Raw genomic sequence first — 23659 nt, 5'->3', positions numbered from 1 at the left:
CAATGGCTAAATGGGAAGGTTTATTACACCAATACAAAGAATTTTTACCGGTTAACGAAAACACGCCGGCGCTTTCATTAATGGAAGGAAACACACCGCTTATTCCGCTTGTGAACATTTCAAAAAAACTTGGCGTCAACATTCACGTAAAAGTGGAAGGAGCCAATCCGACCGGCTCCTTTAAAGACCGCGGCATGGTTATGGCAGTTGCGAAGGCGAAAGAAGAAGGCAGCAACACGGTCATTTGTGCGTCAACAGGAAATACATCAGCAGCAGCAGCAGCGTACGCTTCACGTGCCGGCATGAAAACAATCGTTGTTATCCCTGATGGCAAAATCGCGCTTGGCAAGCTTGCACAGGCAATGATGTACGGAGCAGAAATCGTTGCGATCGAAGGCAACTTTGATGAAGCCTTAACAATGGTACGCAACATCAGTGAAAAATCACCGATTACACTTGTAAACTCGGTAAATCCATATCGTATTGAAGGTCAAAAAACAGCAGCGTTTGAAGTATGCGACCAACTTGGACAAGCACCAGATATTTTAGCGATTCCAGTAGGAAATGCCGGCAACATTACGGCGTACTGGAAAGGCTTTAAAGAATATAACGAAAAATTCGGCACAGGCCTTCCACGCATGCACGGTTTTGAAGCAGAAGGTGCTGCGGCAATCGTGCAGGGGGCGCCAATAGCCGATCCTGAAACAGTGGCAACAGCCATCCGTATCGGCAACCCGGCAAGCTGGAAATTTGCAGAAGCTGCTCGTGATGAGTCTGGCGGTAAAATTGACTTCGTAACAGATGCCGAAATTTTAGAAGCGTATGAAATGATGACACGTGAAGAAGGTATTTTCGCAGAGCCTGCTTCAAATGCATCTATCGCAGGCATTATCAAGCACGTAAAATCAGGCGAAATTGAGCAAGGCGCGAACATCGTCGCAGTTCTGACAGGAAACGGATTAAAAGATCCACAGACGGCGATTGCCCAAATTGAGAAAAAGCCGACGGTTCTGCCAAACAGCGAAGAAGCGGTGTTTAACTTTATTCGTGGAGTGGTTCAGGCATGAGACACGCCGGCTCCTTAAAAGTGCCGGCTTCAACGGCCAATTTAGGGCCAGGATTTGACTCGATCGGCCTTGCCTTTAGTCTTTATTTAACGGTTGACGTGAAGCAGGCGGAGGAGTGGGCGTTTTCCCACGAGTCTGCGCTGCTTGCCGGCCTTCCGGAAGATGACCGCCATTTAATCGCGATTGTTGCCAAAAAAACCGCTTCGCTGCGCGGCATTGAGATGCCGCCGATCGAAGCGGTGCTGAAAAGCGACATTCCGCTCGCACGCGGACTTGGCAGCAGTGCGGCGGCGATTGCAGCCGGCATTGAGATTGCGGACCGGTTTGCGGATTTGAAGCTGACAGATGAAGAAAAATTAAACATTGGCGACCAGTTTGAAGGGCATCCGGATAATATCGGTGCGTCTTTGTTTGGAGGCATGGTATGTGGTGTCTCATTAGGTGAAACGGCCGAATTGTTGACGCTGCCGACGCCAGAAGTCGATTTAATTGCCATCGTTCCGCCGTATGAGCTGAAAACGGAAGATGCACGTAAGGTCTTGCCGGATTCGTTTGACCGAAAAGACGCTGTTTTGGGCAGTGCCGTATCCAATATGCTCGTCGCCGCTTTTATGCAGCACGACTACGAGACAGCTGGGCGAATGATGGAGCGCGATGTGTTCCATGAACCATATCGTGCCGCGCTCATTAAAGAATTCCTGCTGGCACGTGAACTAGCGCATACGCACGGCGCATATGCGACAGTTATAAGCGGCGCAGGCCCAACGGTGTTGACCCTTGCGCCGCGCGGCAAAGGCAAGGTTATCGCGGCTGCCTATCGCGATCAATTTACCGATTGCGATGTATTGCAGCTGAATGTAGAATCAAACGGCCCAGTGTGGCAATAGATAAACCAGCCGGTGGATCATTCCGCCGGTTTTTTTATTTTGTACGGATGGACATAAATGAGAGTGAGTGGACACAATGGGCTATGTGTGGACACAAATTAAAAAAACGCACACAAACAGGTTGACATTTCTGTGAAAAAAACTATAATTGAAATTGAGATTCATTCTCATTAACCCCCTCTTATGAGTATGAATTGAACATTTGACTTTAGGCGGCTTTTAAGCCGTCTTTTTTTCTTGCAAAAAAGACGAATTTCCACTACTTTAGAAAAGATGAAAGGGGCGATTGAGTTGAGAATGAGAGTATCAGCAGTGCAATACCATTTGCACACCATTAGTTCATTTGATGAGTTCGCAAAGCAATGTGAGCATTATATAAAAACAGCAATGGAATTTGAAGCGGAATTTATTTTATTCCCGGAATTTTTCACAACCCAGCTTCTTTCGATCGGCGATGAAAAAACAGGCGAAGCATTAAAGATCACCGACCTGCCGTTGTTTACAGAAAGGTATGAACGGTTGTTTTCCGATTTTGCCAAAGAGTATGACGTACACATTATCGGTGGTACACACGTAACGGAATGGAAAGGCGGCATTCAAAATACGGCGTATTTGTTTTATCCGGACGGCTCATATCAAATGCAGTCGAAGCTGCATATTACACCAGCCGAAGTGGAAGGCTGGAATATGCAGCAAGGGGAAACGTTCCGTATTTTCGAAACCGAAAAAGGCACGATTGCGATCCTCACGTGCTACGACATTGAATTTCCAGAAGTGGTCCGGATGGCGAAAGCAAAAGGAGCCGACGTTGTTTTTTGCCCGTCGTGTACAGACGACCGGCACGGCTTCCACCGCGTCCGTTATACGAGTCATGCGCGTGCCGTTGAGAACCAAATTTATGTGGTCGGCGCCGGAACAGTCGGCTCGCTGCCAACAGTTGATTTAATGCGGTCCAATGTTGGACAGGCGGTTGTCATTTCACCGAACGATATTCCGTTTCCACCGGCGGGAATCGTAGCAGAAGGCATTATGAATGACGACATGATTATTACAGCAGACCTTGATCTATCGCTCTTATATGAAGTGCGTAAAAAAGGGTCCGTCACAACGTGGCGCGACCGACGTACAGACTTGTATCCCGACTGGTGGGAGCACGAATGACCTATTATCAGGAATATTTCGCTTTTCAAGATGAAAAACCGGTGAAAGCGATTATCCGAAATTATACGGAGAAAGATTTCGATGCTTTAATCGGCGTGCAGAAAGAATGCTTCCCGCCCCCATTTCCGGAAGAACTTTGGTGGGATAAAGAACAGCTTGCAAACCATGTCCGGTTGTTTCCGGAAGGAGCATTTTGCATCGAAATAAATAAAGACATCGTTGGCTCTATGACGGCGCTCATTGTCGATTATAAACAGGGTGATACCCATTCATGGGAAGAAATGACCGACAATGGCTGCATTCGTAATCACAATTCAAGCGGCAACACGTTGTACGTTGTCGATATTAGTGTGAAACCGGCGTACCGGAAGCTTGGCATCGGCAAAAAAATGATGCAGGCCATGTATGAAACAGTCGTTCACCTGAATCTTGACCGGCTGCTTGGCGGCGGACGCATGCCAGGTTACCATAAGTATGCAAATAAGCTGACACCAGAGCAATATATTCAAAAAGTGACAGAAGGCGAACTAAACGACCCAGTTATCACATTTCTCATGCGTTGCGGCCGCGTGCCGGTTGATGTGATGGGCAACTATTTAAAGGATGCCGAATCCCTTAACTGCGCGGCATTAATGGAATGGAAAAATCCTTTTAAAAACAGTTGAAATTTTAAATTGATTGTATTATGATAATAATCAGTCAAATAAACATGCGTTGAAGAAGAAAAGTAGCAGTGTAGAATGCTAAAGAGAGCCGGCGTTTGGTGCGAGCCGGTGCAGGAAACATTGTGAATGGGCTTCCGAGCTCCGGACCGAACCGTTTTTAGTAGGCTCCGGCGTACGTCTTACGTTACAAAAGACAGGCAGATTATTCTGCTGTTAAAGTGGGCTGCGATTTTGCGGCCAATAAAGGTGGTACCACGGCTCCCCGTCCTTTTGTTGATGAGGGGGCCTTTTTGTATACAAAAAATACGTTGATCGGAAAAAGTAGGGCTGAAACGCGCGTTAAAGAGAGCCGGGATAGTGGAAGCCGGCACGTTGCAGCAGCTTGAATGGGTCCGTGAGTGGCCGCTTGAACGTGAAGTAGAGCGCCCGGCATTTGGCCGTTATCCAGATTTTAAGGGGAAGCATTTGCTTCAACGAGAGGTGGCACCGCGGGAAACCGTCCTCCATAGATGATGATCATCTATGGAGTTTTTTTATGCACTGAAAGGGGAACTTAAAATGAATTTACAAAAAAATATTTCATACAAACTAAGAGAAATGGAAGGCGATATGATCACACCGATTTCCATCTACCGTTTGCTTACCGGCTCGAAAAAAATGCTGTTTGAATCGTCGGCCAAACATGAAGAAAGCGGACGTTATTCGTTTATTGCCATCGATCCGATTGCTGAATTTACAGCGGATGCAAGCGGCTATACACTGGCGAAAAAAGACGGAAAAACTGAAAATGGCACAGGCAAATTTATGGGCAAGCTAAAAGAAATCATGCCTGCTCACAAAGAACAGGACTATCCATTCCCGTTTTTCGGTGGTGCGGCAGGCTACATCGGATATGATACAGTCTTTTTTGAAGAAAAAATTGGCGAGCCGCTTACAGACGAGCTTGGCATGCCGGATGTGCACATGATGTTTTACGATACGTTCGTTGTGTACGATCATTTAACACAGCGCGTCACCATTGCGGCTGTTGACTTATTTGGCGGACGAACTGAAGCGGAGATGGAGTCGGCGATTCAAAAAATATATGACGACATTCATGCGGAGCAAAAACCATATGCCGTAAATGAAACGAATGTGCTGGCTTTCAGCTCAAAGCTTGAACGGAACGCCTTTTGCCAAATGGTCGAAAAAGCGAAGGAACATATTGTTCGAGGTGACATATTCCAAGTGGTTTTGTCTCAGCGTCTTTCATCTCCATTTGAAGGCGACCCGTTCACGCTCTATCGCCGTCTGAGGACATCGAATCCGTCGCCATACATGTTTTATATCGATTTTGATGGCTACACGGTGCTTGGAACGTCACCTGAAAGCCTTGTGAAGATAAGCGGACGGACGGTGACTACGAACCCGATCGCCGGAACGCGCCCACGCGGTAAGTCACCGGAAGAAGATGCGCGTTTATCAGAAGAATTGCTGGCTGATGAAAAGGAAGTTGCCGAGCATCGGATGCTCGTTGACCTTGGCCGCAACGACGTCGGCAAAATTTCCGAAATTGGCTCGGTGACATTGGATAAATACATGACGATTGAAAAATACAAACATGTCATGCACATTGTGTCCGAGGTTTCCGGCGAGTTAAAAGAAGACTACCATCCACTTGATGCACTTACAGCCTGCTTGCCGGCGGGAACAGTATCGGGCGCGCCGAAAATTCGCGCGATGCAAATTATTAACGACCTGGAGCCGGTGAAGCGCGGCGTTTATTCCGGTGCGGTTGGGTATTTATCGGCAACCGGAAGCATGGACTTTGCGCTGGCCATCCGCACGATGGTCATTAAAGATGGCAGCGCGCACGTGCAAGCGGGCGCCGGGATTGTGTATGATTCGGTGCCGGAAACGGAATTTGATGAAACGATGCATAAAGCAAAAGCATTACTGGAGGTGCAAAAATGATTTTATTAATTGATAACTATGATTCTTTCACATATAACTTGTATCAGCAAATCAGTGGACTCGGCAAAAACGTCCGTGTCGTCCGCAACGATGAAATCACGATTGATGAAATTGAAGCGTTAGAGCCGGAAGCGATTGTCATTTCACCAGGACCGGGAACACCGGAAGAAGCAGGTGTTTCCATTGAAGTGGTGCACGCGTTTTACCACCGCATCCCGATTTTAGGCATTTGCCTGGGCCATCAAGCGATTGCGGCGGCGTTCGGTACAGATATTATTCAAGCGAAAACGATTAAACACGGCAAGCTGTCGATGGTGCGTCACGAAGGAAAAGGCTTGTTTGCTGGTGTGCAAGGGCCGGTGCCGGTCATGCGTTACCACTCACTAGTGGCAGACCCCGAAACACTTAGCCCGAAGCTTGAAGTGATCGCGGAATCAACAGACGATAATGAAATTATGGCGCTTCGCCATAAAGAATATCCGGTGTTTGGCCTACAATTTCACCCGGAATCAATTGGTACAAAAATTGGCGATGAGCTGATTGCTGAATTTTTCCGCTCGTACCGGAAAGAAAAAAACATGAAAAAGCATTTGTTGACATTGTCTGCCGGTGAATCGTTACCATTTGCTGAAATGGAAGACGCGGTAACGGAAATTTTGCAGGAAGACGTTTCCGACAGTGAGATCGCTGCGTTTTTAATGGCGCTGAAAGCAAAAGGCGAAACCGTTGATGAAATTGCGGCACTCGTTCACGTCCTGCGTCAAAATGCTATCTCCACACGGACCGTATGGAAAAATGTGATGGACAATTGCGGCACGGGCGGCGATGGCTCGCAAAGCTTTAATATTTCCACCACGTCCGCGTTTGTATTGGCAGGAGCGGGTGTGAAAGTGGCAAAACACGGCAATCGGAGTGTGTCAAGTAAAACAGGCAGCGCTGATGTGCTTGAGCATTTAGGGGTGTCGCTGGACTTCCTCGCTGACGAAACAGATAAATTGCTTGATGAAAACGGTATTACGTTTTTATTTGCGCCGCACGTTCACCCGAAATTAAAACGAATTATGAAAGTACGCCGCGATCTGAAAATCCCAACGATTTTCAACTTAATCGGGCCGCTTACAAATCCAGTCCAGCTTGATACGCAGCTATTAGGCATTTATCGGCGTGATATGCTGGACATGATGGCAGACGTTTTAAACCGGCTCGGACGCAAGCGTGCGGTCGTGCTGAACGGGGCCGGTTACATGGATGAAGCGTCACTTGCCGGTGAAAACCACCTCGTTGTGCTTGAGAACGGCACAGTGGAAAAAATGATTGTAACGGCCGAATCGGTTGGCTTGCCAGAATATTCACTTGATGAAATTAAAGGCGGCGAAGCGATTGAAAACGCTGAAATTTTAAAACGTATTTTAGAAGGCGAACTCGGGGCATGCCGCGATACCGTCGTGTTAAATGCCGGGATTGGATTATTTGCAAACGGCAAGGCGAAGACGGTGAAAGAAGGCGTAGAGATGGCGCAGGAAAGCATCGATTCCGGTGCGGCGCTGTCTAAGCTGAATTACCTCGTTGACTACTCGAAATCCAGAAAGAAAGAAGAGGTGCTTGGATGACAACCATTTTAGATAAAATTATTGAGAAGAAAAAAGAAGAAGTGGCTATGCTGAAAAAGTCCGGCCTGTCGTATAAGGCTGACCGGAAACCGGTGTCTTTTTACGACCGGATCGCTGCATCTAAAACGATGGCGCTTATTGCAGAAGTAAAGCGGGCATCCCCGTCAAAAGGGGACATTAACCTCGGCGTGAATCCGGTCGAGCAGGCATCGATTTATGTAGAAAACGGAGCGGACGCTGTTTCCGTCTTAACGGATACGCCATTTTTCAAAGGAACGATGGATGATTTAAAAGCGGTGAAAGGGAACATCGACATCCCGGTGTTAAACAAAGATTTTATCATTGATTCGATCCAAATTGACCGGGCATTTGCTTCAGGCGGTGACATGATTTTATTGATCGCGGCAGCACTGAATGATGATGAAATGAAGCGTTTATATGCGCATGCAAAAGAAAAAGACCTTGATGTGCTCGTGGAAGTACACGACGAGGCGGAAATGGAACGGGCGCTCAAACTTGAAGCGAACATTATTGGCATCAACAACCGCAACTTAAAAACATTTGAAACAAATCTTTCTGTCACAGAACGGCTGCTTCGTTCTTACGGCAAAGAAAACGCCTTTTTCGTGTCTGAAAGCGGCATTCAGTCGCAGGAAGACGCCATTCGCTTAAAAGAAGCAGGGGCTAGAGCACTTCTTGTCGGTGAAACATTAATGAGAGCGGGTAATGTCGCAGACGCGGTCCGTTCGCTGAAAGTGGAATTATAAATGAACGTAAAAATTTGCGGCATTATGTCCTTTGAAGCGGCAAGCTGGGCACGGGAAGCCGGAGCGGATATGATTGGCTTCGTTTTCGCACAAAGCAGCCGGAAAATTCCCGCTGAATTTGCCCGGCAGCTGGCAGAAGCGGTTGGCCCACATGTGAAAAAAGTCGGCGTATTTGTCAATGAAACAGAAGAGGCGATTCGATCGATTGCAGCGGAAGTCGGCCTTGACTACATTCAGCTGCACGGTGATGAAACAGCTGATTTTGCGGGGAAAATGCCAGTACCGGTTATTAAAGCTTTTTCAGTGAAAGATGGTTTGTCCTTTAAAGAAATGTTCGCGTTTCCGGCAGACTATATTTTAATCGACAGTCCGCCCGCGCAGTACCGGGGCGGCAGCGGCCAGGTATTTGACTGGTCCGTGCTTGATGATCCGGATGTGGACAAAAGCCGATTAATTTTGGCAGGGGGCTTGAATCCTGATAATATAAAAGAAGCCGTCCAATCTGTCGGTCCGTTTGCGGTTGATATTTCAAGCGGCGTCGAAACAGATGGGCGAAAAGATGAAGTGAAAATATTTCAATTTGTACAGCGTGCGAAAGGGGCTAATAAAGCGTGAGCAATGTATACAATCAGCCAGATGAAAAAGGGCACTATGGTCAATACGGCGGCCGCTACGTACCGGAATCATTAATGCGTGCAGTAAAAGAGCTGGAAGAAGCTTATCAGTCAGCGATGAAAGATGAAGCATTTCTGTCAGAGCTGAATCATTATTTAACCGATTATGTCGGCCGTGAAAACCCGCTTTATTTTGCGGAAAACTTAACAAAAGCAGCCGGCGGCGCAAAAATTTACTTAAAACGGGAAGATTTAAACCATACAGGCGCCCATAAAATTAACAACACGATTGGACAAGCGCTCCTTGCCGTGCGCATGGGCAAGAAAAAAGTTGTCGCAGAAACAGGCGCCGGCCAGCACGGCGTCGCAACAGCAACTGTGTGTGCGCTTCTAAATTTGGATTGCGTCATTTTTATGGGCGAAGAAGATATTCGCCGCCAGGAATTAAATGTGTTCCGGATGGAGCTTCTAGGCGCTCGTGTTGAAAGTGTTTCACAAGGAAGCGGCACATTAAAAGATGCGGTGAACGAGGCATTGCGCTACTGGGTCACAAACGTTGAAGATACCCATTACATTATGGGCTCGGTACTCGGTCCACATCCATTCCCGCAAATTGTCCGCGATTTCCAGGCAGTCATCGGCTTGGAAACGAAAAAACAGCTGCAGGAAAAAGAAGGCCGTCTGCCTGATGCGGTTATTGCCTGCATCGGCGGCGGCAGCAACGCAATGGGCATGTTTTACCCGTTCATTGAGGATGAAACCGTTAAAATGTATGGAGTAGAAGCATCGGGAAGCGGCGTTGAGACAGATAAACATGCGGCGTCAATGACGATGGGCAGCGTCGGCGTCCTTCACGGCAGCAAAATGTATTTACTTCAGGATGAGGCCGGCCAAATTCAAGAAGCACATTCGATTTCAGCAGGTCTTGATTACCCTGGTGTTGGACCGGAACATAGCTTTTTAAAAGATTCCGGACGTGTGATTTATGAACATATTACGGATGAAGAGGCGCTTGAAGGCTTTAAAGCGCTGACGAAAACAGAAGGCATTATTCCGGCACTTGAAAGCTCGCATGCAATTGCGTACGCATTGAAGCTTGCGCCAAAAATGAACAAGGACGAAATCATTGCTATCTGCTTATCCGGCCGTGGCGACAAAGATGTGGCGCAGATTAAAGAACGGTTTGAGAGAGAGGGCAAGCAGGCATGACGAAATTTAAAATGGCCGACGCGTTTCAACAAGTGGAACAAGCGGGCAAAAAAGTGTTTACCGCTTACATTATGGCGGGCGACGGCGGCCTTCATACATTAAAAGATACAATTTTACTGCTTGAACAATCCGGTGTGACGGTGATTGAACTCGGCATCCCGTTCTCCGATCCGGTTGCAGATGGTCCTGTCATTCAGGAAGCCGGCAAGCGTGCCTTAAAAGAAAAAGTGACACTGACACAAATTTTAAAAGAGCTTGCCTCCTTTAAAGACGAAATCAGCGTGCCGATCGTCATTATGACGTATGCCAACCCGGTCTTTAAAATCGGTGCAGAACATTTTGCGGATTTATGCGAAAAAGCCGGCGTTTCCGGTGTTATTATTCCGGATGTGCCAATGGAAGAAGAAGCAGAATTTAAAGAGCCGCTTACTGCGCGTGACATTGCGATGATCCGATTTGTGACACTGACAAGCTCGGACGAACGGATTGCCGAAACAGTGAAAGACGCAGAAGGATTTGTTTATGCAGTAACGGTTAACGGCATTACCGGCGCGCGTGCCGGGTTCGCCGGCGATTTGAGCGCACATTTGTCTCATATTGCTAAACAAAGCCCGGTGCCGGTCCTGGCCGGATTTGGGGTTTCGTCAAAAGAACAGGCGGAAACACTCGGCGCTGCGTGCGGAGGCGTTATCGTCGGCAGCAAAATCGTCCAGCTGTTAAATGAAGGAAAAGGCAATGAAATTAAACAGTTGATTCCGTGAGTAGAAAAAAATTTAATAAAATGCTTCATAAAAAAACCCGATTTGCATGAAAGCAAATCGGGTCCTTTTTTAGTTCGACACAACTTTCAGCCAACTTCGCCGGTCCCGCCACTCTACTTCAACCGAAAGGCCAAATGCATCTGACAATATCTTGTTCGTCAGCACCCTTTTTTTCTCACCGGCTGCTATCATTTTTCCATCTTTCAACACAGCCACATGCGTGATTGCAGGGAAAATTTCTTCGATATGATGGGTCACATATAAAAGAGAAGTGCTGTGTTTTGACGCTTGAACCTCAAGCGATTCCAATAATTCTTCCCGTGCCCGCACGTCTAGTCCAGAACAAGGCTCATCTAAAATCATCGCGCCTGGTTCCGCCATAAACGCCCGCACAATCAGCACACGCCGCTGCTCTCCTTGAGACATAAACCGGTACGGCTTGTCCGCTAAATACGATAGACGAAACGAAGCGAGCAGTTCATCAGCTTTTTCCCAGTCCGTTTTATCCGTCTGTTCATAGATACCGATTGAATTAAACCGGCCGCTCACAACAATTTCCCGTGCGGTTTCCATATTGAGCGTTTCTAAAAAACGATTGAGTGTATTGCCGACAAAGCCAAGCCGTTTTTTCACATATTCCCAGTTGTAACGCCCATATTCGTGTCCAAACACGCGGATTGTACCACTTGTCGGGAATTCATAGCCGCCCATCATATTCAGCATAGTTGATTTGCCTGAGCCATTCAACCCGAGAACCGCCCAATGCTCCCCAGGATTCACCGTCCAGTTTACATCGTCTAAAATCACACTCTTTTCCCGAATAAACTGCACATTTTCATACGAAATTATCTTACTCATTACTCATCACTCCCTCCCTCATTTTAACAGAAAAAGAAAGAGTTAAAATACAATTGGATTATTTTGTTAAAAGAAAAAAACTGGCTATTGTATTTACTTAAATACCCTTAAATGTATAATAAGACAATTTTATGGTAAAAAATAATTATTATCGACGATGTTGCTTCGTATTTTGGTAAAGCGGAATAAGCCACTATTAACTTGTTTATTTAATTGCTATAATCGCAAAAAGACATTTGACAAACAAACTGAAATGCCTTTTTGGCATGAATACAATGCCGGAGATGGAACCTTTTTAACATAACATTTTACTAATGAGAAGAGGTGATCCTATAACACTTTTTTATTGATTTTGGTTAAAACAAACCGCATAACGGCGCTGATTAGAGCGTTTTCAACAAAAGTGAAAATTTATTGCGGAAATTTGCAAAAAAGCATTGGTTTTTACAAAGAACAGTAGTAACATTGTACTTGAAAAGGCACCATCCAAATGACTGGAATTTCCAAATCGGAAACCGCCTTTTTTGTTTAATCTGCAATCAGAGTGGTAAACTTGTTCTGAAAGCGTTTTTAGATTTATTTGTACATATTTTGTTAACAGCGAACGTATACACGGAAATCAAATGGCAACAGGTGGAGGTTTTTCAGAATGAACATGCAAAGTGGCCAAGGGAACCCGTGGAAAAACTTTTCGGGACCGAACCTTGGGTATGTAATGGAAGTGTACGAACAGTACTTGACCGACCCGGATGCAGTCGATCAGGAACTGCGTCAGTTATTTGATCAGTGGGGACCCCCTGAATCATTAACAGGAAATGCATCACAGCACAAGGCATCAGCAGGCGACCTTGATAAGCTGTTTCGTGCGGTTAAGCTCGCAGACAGCATTCGCATTTACGGTCATTTGGCAGCGGACATCGACCCGCTTGATGACAGCAAAAAAGACACGCGCCGGATTGATCTTGAAACGTACGAATTGACGGAAGCGGACCTACGCCAAATTCCGGTGGAGTACATTTGCCCGGGCGCGCCAACGCACGTGCAAAACGGTTATGACGCGATCATGCACTTGAAAAAAGTATACACGGATAAAGTAGCATTTGAATTTGCACAAGTGCACGATCTTGAAGAAAAACAATGGCTTCGCCAGCAAATCGAATCAACGGATTATTATCCGACGTTTTCAGACAGCGACAAGAAAAAGCTGTTGAAACGCCTTACACAAGTAGAAGGATTCGAAAAGTTCATTCACAAAACATTCGTTGGCCAAAAGCGCTTCTCTATTGAAGGCTTGGATGCGATGGTGCCACTTTTAGATGAGCTCGTTCACCATTCAGCGGTTAAAGGTTCGCAATCGATCAACATTGGTATGGCCCACCGCGGACGCTTAAACGTGCTTGCTCACATCCTTGGCAAGCCATACGAGATGATTTTTGCGGAATTTGCACATGCACCAAACAAAAAAATGCTGCCGCTTGGTTCGATGAAAATGAACTACCATGGCTGGACAGGGGATGTGAAATACCACCTCGGTGCAGACCGCAGCTACAAAGAAGAAGATACGCAAACAGCGCGCATTACTCTTGCGAACAACCCGAGTCATCTTGAAGTCGTCAGCCCAATTGTAGCCGGTTATACGCGTGCTGCCCAAGAAGACCGTACGAACAAAGGCAAGCCGGAACTTGATGTATCGAAAGCGATGTCGATCATCATTCACGGTGACGCAGCGTTCCCTGGACAGGGCATCGTCGGGGAAACGTTCAACATGAGCCAAATTAACGGCTATAAAACAGGCGGTTCGATTCATATTATTTCGAACAACATGATCGGATTTACGACTGAAAGCTATGATTCCCGTTCTACGAGATATGCATCAGACGTTGCAAAAGGATTTGAAGTGCCAATTGTACACGTGAATGCAGACGATCCAGAAGCATGTGTAGCGGCAGCCTTTATGGCGGTTAACTACCGGACGCGCTTTGGCAAAGACTTTGTGATCGACTTAATTGGGTATCGCCGTTTTGGCCATAATGAAATGGACGAGCCGATGACGACCAATCCGACCATGTATAACATGATTCATAAGCATAAAACGGTTCGTGAGCTGTATGCGGAAAAATTGGCGGACCGCGGTGTTATTGAAGCAGGCTTTGCTGATGACGTATATAAAGAAAACGAACAAAAATTAAAAGAACTGTTCGAAACAGTTCCGAAAAAAGACGACAATCCAGATATCGTCATGAATCCGCCTGAAGTGGTTGAGCAAGATCTTCCATGTAACAAAACAGGCGTAAGCGAAGAAGATTTAAAAATTATCAATCATGAGCTTCTTCAATGGCCAGAAGGCTTCCAGCCGTTTAAAAAGCTGGAGCGAATTTTAAAACGCCGCGAGCAGCTGTTTGAAGAAGACGGTCAAATTGATTGGGGGCATGCTGAAACGCTTGCCTTTGCCTCAATCCTAAAAGAAGGCACACCGATCAGACTAACCGGTCAAGATTCGCAGCGTGGAACATTTGCACACCGAAACATCGTTTTGCACGATGAAAGTGATGGGAAAGAATATAATCCATTACACGGCTTAAGCAATGTATCGGCTTCATTTGACGTCATTAACTCGCCGCTGACAGAAACAGCCGTAGTTGGCTTTGAATACGGCTATAACGTTTTCTCGCCGGAAACACTTGTCTTATGGGAAGCACAGTTCGGTGATTTCGCTAACATGGCACAAGTGATGTTTGACCAGTTTGTTTCATCTGGCCGGGCGAAATGGGGGCAAAAATCAGGTCTTGTGCTGCTTTTGCCCCATGGCTATGAAGGCCAAGGTCCAGAGCATTCAAGCGCACGCATGGAGCGTTTCCTGCAATCAGCAGCAGAAAACAACTGGACGGTTGCAAACTTGTCGTCGACGTCGCAGTACTTCCACATTTTACGCCGGCAAGCATCAATTTTGAAAAAAGAAGAAGTTCGCCCGCTTGTGATCATGACGCCGAAAAGCCTGCTTCGTCATCCGTTGGCCGCATCAAAAGCATCTGAGTTCTCAGACGGAAATTTCAACGTGATTGTTGAAGAGCCGAGAACGGGCAGCAAACCAAAGCAAGTGGAACGACTTGTGCTTTGCAGCGGAAAAGTTTCCATTGATCTGGCAGAACAAATTGAGAAATCAGAAGACAATCTTGATTGGGTGCATGTACTGCGGGTTGAGGAATTGTATCCATTCCCGAAAGAAGAAATTACCGCTATTCTTGAACGCTTGCCAAATGTGAAAGATGTTATTTGGCTTCAAGAAGAACCGCAAAACATGGGCGCATGGACATACATGGACCCAAGACTGCGTGATACGGTTCCTGAAGGCGCAACGGTGCGCTATGTCGGCCGCCGCCGTCGTTCAAGTCCTTCAGAAGGTGATGCAATTGTACACAAAAAAGAGCAGGCTCGTATTTTACGTACAGTTTTAACGAAAGAACAGTAATAAAAGCCTGCACCACCTGCAAGTGGTGCCGGCCTGTACATAATGAAAATGACAACGGAAAACAACGAGGAGGATTTTAACAGTGGCTGAAATTAGAGTTCCTGAACTGGCAGAATCAATTACAGAAGGCACCATTGCACAATGGCTGAAACAGCCGGGTGACTACGTTGAAAAAGGCGAATATATCGTTGAACTTGAAACGGATAAAGTAAACGTGGAAATCATTTCAGAAGAAGCAGGAACGATTACGGAATTGCAGGCGGCAGAAGGCGACACTGTTGAAGTCGGCCAAGTCATTGCGCTCGTTGAAGCAGGCGGTTCAGGTTCACCGTCCACACCAGCAGCGAAAGAAGAAGCACCAACGCAGGCAGCGCCAAAAGCAGAAGAAAAAGAAGTACAGCCAGAACCGGCACAGCTGCAAAAAGAAGCTGGCAGCCGCACAGTCGCTTCACCGGCAGCCCGCAAGCTTGCTCGTGAAAAAGGCATTGACTTGAACGCAGTGAAAACAGCTGATCCACTTGGCCGTGTCCGTGTTCAGGATGTTGACTCACATCAAAACACACCAACTGCACCGCCGCAAAAAGCACCGCAGCAAGCGGCACCACAAAAAGCAGCACCTGCACCAAAAGCGCAGAATAATGGTAAACCGGTTGAACGCGAGCGCATGAGCCGCCGTCGTCAAACAATCGCAAAGCGTCTTGTTGAAGTACAGCAAACCGCGGCGATGCTGACAACATTTAATGAAATTGATATGACAAACATCATGGACCTCCGTAAACGGAAAAAAGATAAGTTCTTTGATGATCATGATGTGCGTCTCGGCTTTATGTCATTTTTCACAAAAGCGGTCGTAGCCGGATTGAAAAAATATCCATATGTAAACGCAGAAATTGATGGCGACGAAGTGGTATTGAAAAAGTTTTATGATATCGGCGTTGCAGTATCAACAGATGACGGTTTAGTTGTGCCAGTCGTTCGCGATTGTGACCGCAAAAACTTCTCTGAAATCGAAGGATCCATTATGGAAATGGCTTTGAAAGCACGCGACAACAAATTAGCGCTTGCAGATTTGCAAGGAGGCTCATTTACGATTACAAACGGTGGTGTTTTCGGTTCATTGCTGTCGACACCAATTTTAAACGGTTCGCAAGTGGGGATCCTTGGCATGCATACGATTCAAAAACGCCCGGTTGCGATCGGTGATACGGTTGAAATTCGCCCGATGATGTATGTGGCACTTTCATATGACCACCGGATCATTGACGGAAAAGAAGCGGTTGGGTTCTTGAAAATGGTGAAAGAATTAATTGAAAATCCGGAAGATCTTCTTCTCGAAGGATAATAAAAAAATCCCGCAGCACACGCTGCGGGATTTTTGTTACTCTTTTTCAAGTTTTGGGGAAAGGCCTCTTTTGTGCACTTCTGTTTTTAATGTTTCAATTTCAGACTTATTCTGGTCATGCTTCAATGCATCCCTGTAAGCCGCCACCAGCATCTCGTCACTCATAATTTTCACTTTATGACCTCCTTTGATTTGGTGTTCAAATAAAGAGAAATTCTCTTTATTTTCTGCTAATTATACTAGCTATCTCATAAAAGGCAAACGATAACAGGAAAACAAATAAAAATGCTATAATACTCCTAAATTATATGATTATTTTTAGAAATTATTACATAAAATCATGAAAAAGGGGGTATTATGTTGTATATTTATAAGAGTAGTGAAATAAAAAAAACGGATCAACAAGCCGAAGAAAATGGCATGCCTTCTTTCACATTAATGGAGAGTGCTGGTGCCGGTTTATTTAAGGATATTACTGCCTCGTACGATGTGAATGATCATTCGTTTTTAATTGTATCGGGAAAAGGAAAAAATGGGGGCGACGGGATTGTGCTGGCGCGTTATTTAAAACAGGCTGGTGCGAAATGCTGTCTCTATTTTCCGATCGGGCTGCCGGAAACAGAGCCGTCGAAAAGCCACTTGCACTATTATGAAACACTCGGTTATTCATATGAAACCGATCAGCCGGACGTTTCGGCCACGGTCTTAATCGATGCCTTGTTGGGTGTTGGAGCGAGGCTGCCATTATCTGCTGCCATAAAACAATGCACGGATTGGATCAATACGCAAAAAGCGCAGCGCGTTTCTATTGATTTGCCAACCGGTGTGGCCTCCGATAGCGGGAATTGTGATGAATCCGTTATTCAAGCAGACAAAACCTACATAGTACATGGGTATAAACCTTCCCGGTTTTTGTATCCTGCTGCGGCTTATTACGGAGAATCATATATTGTTGATATCGGGCTTCCACATACGTCTAATTGGACCATTTATGAGCCGGCCCAGACATCTTGTTCTTTTTATTACAGCGGCCATAATGCCCATAAAGGCATATTTGGCCATGGACTCCTGATCGCGGGAACGGGGTTAATGCCCGGCAGTGCTGCACTTGCTGCGCTTGGTGCAGTATCATGCGGTGCTGGTAAAGTAACGGTGCAAACCAAACAAGAAGCGGTACCGGTGATCGCTTCCCATGTCCCTGAAGCACTGTACGACTTTGGGACGAGCATTGATGTTGATCATACGTTTCAGGCGATCGCCGCCGGGTGTGGACGGGCAGCAGATAATAAAATGGAATTGATCGTTCAGCATCTGCTGCAGCAAAACCAACCGGTTATTTTAGATGCCGGCGCGTTACACTCAAGAAGCTGGCAAGAAGCTAAATGTCCGGTCATTTTAACACCGCATCCTGGTGAGTTTTCTCGTATGACAGGAAAATCGATCGAGCATATTCAAAAAAATCGTTTGCAGGAAGCGTCCGCTTACGCGGTGAAACACCAGGTCACTGTCGTATTAAAAGGCGAATATACCGTCATTGCGTTTGCAGACGGAAGCGGCTATATAAACGAAACGGGCAACGAAGGGTTGTCAAAAGGCGGAAGTGGTGATACGCTAACGGGTATCATTTTAGCGCTTGTCATGCGCAATTCACATTTAAAAACAGCTGTCGCAGACGCTGTTTATTTGCACGGAAAGTGTGCTGACATTTGGAAACGAATGTACCCGGCTCAAGCGATGCGGCCATTTGGCATTCACGACTTGATTCCGGATGCGATAAATGAAATGGTAAAGGAGAGAAGACGATGATTCATTTAAACTGGAACGAAACGAAAACGCTAAAACAAGTCACATGTATTCACACAAATGCAGAAAAGTATATGGTGGAAAATGTCCTGACGAAAGGACACGTATACGAAGTAAAAAATGAAACAGACGAATTTTATTTTGTCGTTGATAACAAAGGACAGGTGTCCGGTTTTTATAAAGATTATTTTCAAGATACGAATGGATAAATGAGCGTGTTGCTACAGGGGGCGAAAACAGTGTTTGATGAACGAATGGCATTGAAAATCAGGCTGGATCAGTTAGCGGATGCAGAAATTCGTGTGATGCAGGAATTTAAAAAAGAACGGGAAACGATCTTTTCCAGACTTCAGGAATTAGATGAAGGGGAAGCAGGGCATGTCGAGGTAACGGCCATTACAACAGTCGGAGCGCCACCAAAAGTACGCAGAGGCCGGCGAAGTGAAGGATTAACAGAGCTTCGAGATACAACGATCCGCATTTTAAAAGAACAAAACACACCGATTCGCGGCGTTGAGCTGCAGCGATATGTGGAACAGCAATCCGGAAAAAAAATTGCGAATATGACAACGTTTATGAACAGTCTTGAGCGTGAAAATGCGCATGTTCGCAAGCTTGGACGTGGCCTTTACATTTACGAATATGACATGTAAGCAAAATGCGGGCGAATCAGCCTGCTTTTTTTGCGTTATATATCTTTACAGGTGTATGATGAAATGTGCAAAAGCGATTGGAAAGGAAGATTTTTTTGAACATTACAACACTGCCAGAACAAATCAATTCCATTATAGAAAAACGAAAAGCGCAATTTGAGCAGCATACTGTTACGAAATCAACTGCGTATATTGCCCAAAACAATGAGTTAGTGACGGATACGGTTATTTCCTTGGCGCTTGGTAAAAACATTTTGCTGAAAGGGCCGACTGGCTCCGGAAAAACAAAATTGTCTGAATCACTCGCCGCTTATTTTGGCCAGCCGGTTCACAGCATCAACTGCTCTGTTGATCTCGATGCAGAAGCCATGCTTGGCTTTAAAACGATTGTTGAAACGGACGGAAAAACGCAAATTGACTTCGTCGAAGGGCCCGTCATTCAAGCAATGAAAAACGGACACCTTTTATATATTGATGAAATTAACATGGCAAAGCCGGAAACATTGCCGATCTTAAATGGTGTGCTTGACTATCGCCGCCAAATTACCAACCCGTTTACAGGGGAAGTCGTTAAAGCGCAGCCGACATTTAGCGTGATTGCTGCTGTCAATGAAGGATACGCTGGCACCGCACCGATGAATGAAGCACTCAAAAACCGGTTTATCGTCTTTGACATTCCATATATTTCAGGGGATGTCTTATTTAAAGTGCTGAAGCAACAGTCCATCTTACAAAATGAAACAATGCTCAGTCAATTCGTTTCGTTATCAAGCGACTTAACGACCCTTGTGGAAAGCGGCCGTCTGCCGGAAGAAGCATCATCCATCCGTGCCCTTGTTGACGCGTGTGACCTGGCTCTATATATTCCACCGCTGCGTGCGATTGAAAGCGCAATTGCCGGCAAGCTCGATGATGAGCGCGAAAAAGCCGCTGTTTTGAACGCGGCGGAAACGTGGTTCGCGTAACGTGGAACGGTTCATTCAATTTAACGACGAAACGGTCAATTCCGCTTTTTGGATGGAGCTGTCTGATCTCGCGGCGGCATTGTCCCAAAATCCTAATTTAAAAGTAGAATTTGGACCGCTCGCTTACTTTCAAAAAGAGCCGGCCGTTTTGTATGTCAGTCATTTTTGGCATCACCGCTCTCGTCAGGAAGAAACAGCCGGAATGAAAACAGACATTTATTTGCGTGCACTCGGAACCGCCCAGTGGACAGACGAAGAAGCGGTCCACTCGTTTATACACCGCTATAAAAATGGATTTGCCCGGCAGCTGCTTGCCGTCGCAGAAGACATCCGGCTTGAGCTGCTTTGCGTTCAATTGCGCCCCGGGACGAAAAAAGCGTTTGGAATTCGGAAGCAAGTGATGAGGGGCTATCATGAAGGGCAGCTATCGGTTAACCGATCAAAAGGATTTTTTACAGATGCTGTTTACAATGCGCTGTTTGTGCTTTGGCAGGCAGATGCCCCTTTTGATTGGCCGGACATTCATCCCGGTATTAACGGCGCCATTCCATTTATCGACCGAACTGCACGGGCACTTTTTGATGCGAGAACGACAAAAGACGTCGTGAAAATCGTTTCCGACATAGCGGATGTGCTCGAAGAATTAGATGTGCGGGGAATGGTGAATACGTATAGCCATCTGCCGGATTATCGACAGCCAACTATCGAAGAAGCAGCAGTAGATCCAGGCAAACGCCAAGACCCGCTTGCGAATGATGATGAGCAGGATGCAGACGAACATGAACAATTTGATGAACAATTTTTCACATGGCATCGTGAATCCGAAGAAACGCGCGGCACATTTATGCAGTTTGATCTTGATCAAGGAGCGAAAACGCCAATGATGGGCAATACCGCCCGTGAAGGAGACGAAGGGGATGCTGCGCTTGCCTCAGTGCAGGGACGCTCGAAAAAATCGTCACGTGAACAATACAGCCGGCTATTAGCGGAGCGCCGCGATGCCGACACGCAAGCGGATGAAACTCGCTACGGAAAAGAAAACATCGGGGCCAAGGCGATTTATGAAAAACCGCGTACAGCGAAAGACAGCGAACGGGAACAGTACCGCCTTTTAAAAGACGAAACAGCACCGGTTGTTCATACATTAAAACGAATGATTGAAAAATCGATCGAAAAGAAAAAAACAAGTCCACGGACGGATTTATTAACGGGCCGGCTCGGACGGAAGCTGACACGGTATTTTACGGACGATAATCCACGCCTTTTTTACAAAAAGCAGGAGCCGTCTCGTGAAATTAATGCCGCTTTTTATTTATTAATTGATAGTTCTGCGTCTATGTACGATAAAATGGACGACGTGAAAAAAAGTGCGGTGCTGTTTCATGAAACACTTGCTTCGCTTCGTGTACCACATGAAATTACCGGCTTTTGGGAAGATACGTCGTCTCTTTCCAAAGACGTAAAGCCGAATCATTTTTTGACAGCTGTGCCATTTAACACGTCATATCAAGCAGAAACGGGCTATGCGATTATGCAGCTTCGGCCGGAGGAAGACAATCGCGACGGATTTGCGCTTCGTTTGGCGATTGAAAAAATGGAGCGCCGCAGTGAAGAGCGAAAATTTCTTATCTTCTTTTCTGATGGAGAGCCATCCGCCGCCGATTACGATAAAAACGGCGTGCTCGATACACATGAAGCGGTGATGGCAGCTCGCAAAAAAGGCATGACGGTGTTTAATCTGTTTATTGGGGATGAAGCGCTTGACGAAGCACGCCAGCAGACGATGAAGACAATTTACGGGCATGGCTCTATTATGGCGCCGGATGTATCTGAACTCCCGCATGTTTTGACACCCATCTTAAAAAAATTACTGTTTGACAGTATTTAGAAAGGACTTTTCATCGGATCGGCTGGGTGCCGTTTTTTGAAAGCGGCCTTAGGTGGATTATGATCAGAAGAGCTATAAAATGAACATGAAAAAGGGCTGTCCTCTAAATTGGACAGCCCTTTTTCTAATTATTGTTTCAGCCGCAGCAGCCGTTGTTTTAAATCGTCTTCCATTACAATTAATTCATCTTCGGCCGCTTTTCGTTTTACTCGGCCGTCTTGCTGGATGCGAATCGTTTCTTCGAGTGTCGTAATTAAGTTTTCCTGCGTTTTCTTTAACGTTTCAATGTCGACAAGCCCACGCTCGTTTTCACGGGCGGTTTCAATGGAGTTGACCTTCAGCATTTCTGAATTTTTCAAAAGCAGTTCATTTGTCGTTTTCGATACTTCTTTTTGGGCCTGTACCGCTTTTTGCTGGCGGACAAGGGTTAATGCGATTGCAATTTGGTTTTTCCAAAGCGGCACCGCTGTTAAAATCGACGACTGGATTTTTTCAGCGAGCGCCTGGTTTGTATTTTGAATTAAGCGTATTTGCGGGGCGCTTTGAATCGTAATCTGGCGGCTCAGTTTTAAGTCGTGCAGCCGTTTCTCCAGCCGGTCGGCGAATGCTATCATGTCATTGACATCCTGAAAATCCATTTGATCGCCGGTTCGCTCCGCTTTTTGGCGCAGATCCGGAATCGTCTTCGTTTCAATTTCTTCGAGTTTTAATTCTCCGGCAGCAATGTAAATGTTCAGCGCTTGGAAATATTCTTTATTTTTTTCATATAATTGCTCGAGCATCCGGATATCTTCTACAAGTCCGCGTTTTGAATGTTCAAGCTTTACGCCGATCCGATCGATTTGTGAGCCGACTTTCTGGTAGCGTGTCATCACTTCCTGCACGGAATCGGACACTTTTCCAAACATGCGGGAAAACACATTCCGCTTTTCATCGCGTAATTCATCAGGATTGACATTTTTTAAATTTTTCATTAAATCGTTTAAAATATCGCCAATCGGCCCAATATCTTTACGCTGGACGTGATCGAGCATATGGTGGGAGAAATCAGACAGTTTTGTTTGAGCAGCGGTTCCGAATGAAAAAACCGCCTGTTGATTCCCAGCGTCGATTTGTGCAGCGAGCTGCTCCGCTTTTTGCCGATGTTCAGCCGACAGCATATCGACAAGCCGCTTTGACTGGGCGGACGGTGTCGCCCCTGTACTTGGTGAAGAAAGAATGTCTCCAAATGGATCCGCAAGCAGGTCATCTAATAAATCATCATTTTTTGCGCCCATAACGGGTGCCTGTTGGGGCTGTAATTCGTTGTTCATCTTTTTTATCTCCTTCCTTAGCAGGTTCAGGTTCAGACAATTGGTTAGTCCGGCCGGCACGCTGTTTAGCGACATCGAGTTCAATCGTTAAATGCTCAATATCACGGGCGAGTACCTGGCGTAAGTCAGCTTCAAGTGTTTGCGACAGGTCGCCAAGCGTTTCGGTCGTTTCAAGCAGTGATTTTTTCATGTCTGGGTCTTTTACTTTTTTGCTTGAGAGAAGGGACGATTTTTCAGCAAGCTCCACGACCGAGTCAAGGTGCGAGTAGAAAAAAGGCTCAATCTCATAAAAACGCTTTGGCTCTTTCTTTACGACAGAATAAATCCGCTTCACAAGGCTGTTCAGCTCAATCATCTGCTTTAAGGAGCGCAGGCTCCGCACTTTTAAAAATAAATGCTGCAGCCGGGACAGCTTCGCTTTCGCTTCTTTCAGCTGATCCAGTATATAGTAATATTCCCTTCGATTTAACCCGTGTTTTTTCTGGATCCGTCTGTTGCCGAAATTGGTGTACAGCATAAATGTCACGGCAAAACTGGCCGCAAACGCCCCGTACGCCAAAAATCCGTCAAACAGAGTCGTTGCGAGAACTGCCGTTCCGAATGAAACGGCAAGACGACGAAACCAGTAAAGAGAGTATCGCATCGTTCATCCACTCCATCTTGTCATTTCGCTC

The 23659-nt window shown here is 46.1% G+C and carries 21 protein-coding genes, 1 pseudogene and 2 other annotated features; of the genes and pseudogenes, 18 read left to right on the top strand and 4 right to left on the bottom strand.

Annotation, left to right across the window (positions count from 1 at the left end; all coding sequences use genetic code 11):
- Nucleotides 1-2 precede the first annotated feature (2 nt).
- From thrC to trpA, 11 genes and pseudogenes are all read left to right on the top strand, one after another.
- Nucleotides 3-1067: a threonine synthase gene (gene thrC / locus NLX67_RS10645; RefSeq protein WP_254311712.1), complete on the top strand. Its 1065-nt coding sequence runs from the start codon at nt 3-5 to the stop codon at nt 1065-1067.
- Nucleotides 1064-1954 (top strand): homoserine kinase, encoded by an 891-nt coding sequence (thrB, locus tag NLX67_RS10640; protein ID WP_254311711.1) that lies wholly within the window; start codon nt 1064-1066, stop codon nt 1952-1954. The genes thrC and thrB overlap by 4 nt, the downstream gene beginning before the upstream one ends.
- Nucleotides 1955-2245: 291 nt before the next feature.
- Nucleotides 2246-3115, top strand: coding sequence for a carbon-nitrogen hydrolase family protein (locus NLX67_RS10635; protein WP_254311710.1), 870 nt, complete (start codon nt 2246-2248; stop codon nt 3113-3115).
- Nucleotides 3112-3780, top strand: a complete 669-nt coding sequence (locus NLX67_RS10630) for a GNAT family N-acetyltransferase (RefSeq protein ID WP_254311709.1) — start codon at nt 3112-3114, stop codon at nt 3778-3780. Before NLX67_RS10635 ends, NLX67_RS10630 begins: the two co-directional genes overlap by 4 nt.
- A gap of 40 nt (nt 3781-3820) precedes the next feature.
- Nucleotides 3821-4053, top strand: a binding site (T-box leader).
- 26 nt (nt 4054-4079) lie between these two features.
- Nucleotides 4080-4287, top strand: a binding site (T-box leader).
- Nucleotides 4288-4338: 51 nt separating this feature from the next.
- A complete protein-coding gene (gene trpE / locus NLX67_RS10625) occupies nt 4339-5733 on the top strand; it encodes an anthranilate synthase component I (protein WP_254311708.1) in 1395 nt (464 codons plus the stop codon).
- Nucleotides 5730-6230: pseudogene (locus NLX67_RS10620) on the top strand (anthranilate synthase component II); the annotation flags it as partial. The gene trpE and the pseudogene NLX67_RS10620, both read left to right, overlap by 4 nt.
- Before the next feature lie 81 nt (nt 6231-6311).
- Nucleotides 6312-7343 carry an anthranilate phosphoribosyltransferase gene (gene trpD / locus NLX67_RS10615; protein WP_046181373.1) on the top strand — a complete coding sequence of 344 codons (1032 nt, stop codon included), beginning with the start codon at nt 6312-6314 and terminating at the stop codon, nt 7341-7343.
- Nucleotides 7340-8110, top strand: coding sequence for an indole-3-glycerol phosphate synthase TrpC (gene trpC / locus NLX67_RS10610; protein WP_254311707.1), 771 nt, complete (start codon nt 7340-7342; stop codon nt 8108-8110). Before trpD ends, trpC begins: the two co-directional genes overlap by 4 nt.
- Nucleotides 8111-8725, top strand: coding sequence for a phosphoribosylanthranilate isomerase (locus NLX67_RS10605; protein ID WP_046181347.1), 615 nt, complete (start codon nt 8111-8113; stop codon nt 8723-8725).
- Nucleotides 8722-9933, top strand: a complete 1212-nt coding sequence (gene trpB / locus NLX67_RS10600; RefSeq protein ID WP_046181348.1) for a tryptophan synthase subunit beta — start codon at nt 8722-8724, stop codon at nt 9931-9933. Before NLX67_RS10605 ends, trpB begins: the two co-directional genes overlap by 4 nt.
- Nucleotides 9930-10694 (top strand): tryptophan synthase subunit alpha, encoded by a 765-nt coding sequence (gene trpA, locus NLX67_RS10595; protein ID WP_254311706.1) that lies wholly within the window; start codon nt 9930-9932, stop codon nt 10692-10694. Before trpB ends, trpA begins: the two co-directional genes overlap by 4 nt.
- 69 nt (nt 10695-10763) lie before the next feature.
- Here the strand turns inward: trpA and NLX67_RS10590 are convergent, their stop codons facing one another.
- A complete protein-coding gene (locus NLX67_RS10590) occupies nt 10764-11552 on the bottom strand; it encodes an ABC transporter ATP-binding protein (RefSeq protein WP_254311705.1) in 789 nt (262 codons plus the stop codon).
- 649 nt (nt 11553-12201) lie between these two features.
- On the opposite strand from NLX67_RS10590, the gene NLX67_RS10585 reads away from it, so the two are divergent.
- On the top strand, nt 12202-15021 hold the full coding sequence (locus NLX67_RS10585; protein ID WP_254311704.1) for a 2-oxoglutarate dehydrogenase E1 component: 2820 nt from the start codon (nt 12202-12204) through the stop codon (nt 15019-15021).
- Between the two features lie 82 nt (nt 15022-15103).
- A complete protein-coding gene (gene odhB / locus NLX67_RS10580; RefSeq protein ID WP_254311703.1) occupies nt 15104-16363 on the top strand; it encodes a 2-oxoglutarate dehydrogenase complex dihydrolipoyllysine-residue succinyltransferase in 1260 nt (419 codons plus the stop codon).
- 36 nt (nt 16364-16399) lie between these two features.
- Here odhB and sda read toward each other — a convergent pair whose 3' ends face one another.
- On the bottom strand, nt 16400-16528 hold the full coding sequence (gene sda, locus NLX67_RS10575) for a sporulation histidine kinase inhibitor Sda (protein WP_256519779.1): 129 nt from the start codon (nt 16526-16528) through the stop codon (nt 16400-16402).
- Nucleotides 16529-16720: 192 nt separating this feature from the next.
- On the opposite strand from sda, the gene NLX67_RS10570 reads away from it, so the two are divergent.
- The 5 genes from NLX67_RS10570 to NLX67_RS10550 all read left to right on the top strand — a co-directional run bounded on the left by NLX67_RS10570 (nt 16721) and on the right by NLX67_RS10550 (nt 21672).
- A complete protein-coding gene (locus tag NLX67_RS10570; protein WP_254311702.1) occupies nt 16721-18169 on the top strand; it encodes an NAD(P)H-hydrate dehydratase in 1449 nt (482 codons plus the stop codon).
- Entirely contained in the window at nt 18166-18375 is a 210-nt protein-coding gene (locus tag NLX67_RS10565; protein ID WP_254311701.1) for a DUF6501 family protein, read from the top strand. Before NLX67_RS10570 ends, NLX67_RS10565 begins: the two co-directional genes overlap by 4 nt.
- A gap of 30 nt (nt 18376-18405) precedes the next feature.
- Nucleotides 18406-18819: a Rok-like winged helix domain-containing protein gene (locus tag NLX67_RS10560; protein ID WP_052728642.1), complete on the top strand. Its 414-nt coding sequence runs from the start codon at nt 18406-18408 to the stop codon at nt 18817-18819.
- 95 nt (nt 18820-18914) lie between these two features.
- Nucleotides 18915-19784 (top strand): ATP-binding protein, encoded by an 870-nt coding sequence (locus tag NLX67_RS10555; protein ID WP_245618147.1) that lies wholly within the window; start codon nt 18915-18917, stop codon nt 19782-19784.
- A gap of 1 nt (nt 19785) precedes the next feature.
- Nucleotides 19786-21672, top strand: coding sequence for a VWA domain-containing protein (locus NLX67_RS10550; RefSeq protein WP_254311700.1), 1887 nt, complete (start codon nt 19786-19788; stop codon nt 21670-21672).
- 128 nt (nt 21673-21800) lie between these two features.
- Here the strand turns inward: NLX67_RS10550 and NLX67_RS10545 are convergent, their stop codons facing one another.
- On the bottom strand, nt 21801-22985 hold the full coding sequence (locus tag NLX67_RS10545; RefSeq protein ID WP_046181359.1) for a toxic anion resistance protein: 1185 nt from the start codon (nt 22983-22985) through the stop codon (nt 21801-21803).
- A complete protein-coding gene (locus NLX67_RS10540) occupies nt 22933-23628 on the bottom strand; it encodes a 5-bromo-4-chloroindolyl phosphate hydrolysis family protein (RefSeq protein WP_254311699.1) in 696 nt (231 codons plus the stop codon). Before NLX67_RS10540 ends, NLX67_RS10545 begins: the two co-directional genes overlap by 53 nt.
- Nucleotides 23629-23659: the final 31 nt, after the last annotated feature.

The organism is Domibacillus sp. A3M-37 (assembly GCF_024213455.1).
Taxonomy (GTDB): Bacteria; Bacillota; Bacilli; order Bacillales; family Domibacillaceae; genus Domibacillus; species Domibacillus tundrae.
The sequence above is the reverse complement of the archived record's forward strand: the minus strand, read 5'-3'. Positions and strand labels throughout refer to the sequence as shown.

Bases quoted from the DNA above. Each gene is read 5' to 3' on its own strand.
- NLX67_RS10570 (WP_254311702.1), top strand. From the start codon at position 16,721: ATGTTGTATATTTATAAGAGTAGTGAAATAAAAAAAACGGATCAACAA.
- trpD (WP_046181373.1), top strand. From the start codon at position 6,312: ATGAAAAAGCATTTGTTGACATTGTCTGCCGGTGAATCGTTACCATTT.
- trpA (WP_254311706.1), top strand. From the start codon at position 9,930: ATGACGAAATTTAAAATGGCCGACGCGTTTCAACAAGTGGAACAAGCG.
- NLX67_RS10590 (WP_254311705.1), bottom strand. From the start codon at position 11,552: ATGAGTAAGATAATTTCGTATGAAAATGTGCAGTTTATTCGGGAAAAG.
- NLX67_RS10585 (WP_254311704.1), top strand. From the start codon at position 12,202: ATGAACATGCAAAGTGGCCAAGGGAACCCGTGGAAAAACTTTTCGGGA.
- trpC (WP_254311707.1), top strand. From the start codon at position 7,340: ATGACAACCATTTTAGATAAAATTATTGAGAAGAAAAAAGAAGAAGTG.
- NLX67_RS10630 (WP_254311709.1), top strand. From the start codon at position 3,112: ATGACCTATTATCAGGAATATTTCGCTTTTCAAGATGAAAAACCGGTG.
- sda (WP_256519779.1), bottom strand. From the start codon at position 16,528: ATGAGTGACGAGATGCTGGTGGCGGCTTACAGGGATGCATTGAAGCAT.
- trpE (WP_254311708.1), top strand. From the start codon at position 4,339: ATGAATTTACAAAAAAATATTTCATACAAACTAAGAGAAATGGAAGGC.
- thrC (WP_254311712.1), top strand. From the start codon at position 3: ATGGCTAAATGGGAAGGTTTATTACACCAATACAAAGAATTTTTACCG.
- NLX67_RS10565 (WP_254311701.1), top strand. From the start codon at position 18,166: ATGATTCATTTAAACTGGAACGAAACGAAAACGCTAAAACAAGTCACA.
- NLX67_RS10605 (WP_046181347.1), top strand. From the start codon at position 8,111: ATGAACGTAAAAATTTGCGGCATTATGTCCTTTGAAGCGGCAAGCTGG.
- NLX67_RS10545 (WP_046181359.1), bottom strand. From the start codon at position 22,985: ATGAACAACGAATTACAGCCCCAACAGGCACCCGTTATGGGCGCAAAA.
- NLX67_RS10540 (WP_254311699.1), bottom strand. From the start codon at position 23,628: ATGCGATACTCTCTTTACTGGTTTCGTCGTCTTGCCGTTTCATTCGGA.
- thrB (WP_254311711.1), top strand. From the start codon at position 1,064: ATGAGACACGCCGGCTCCTTAAAAGTGCCGGCTTCAACGGCCAATTTA.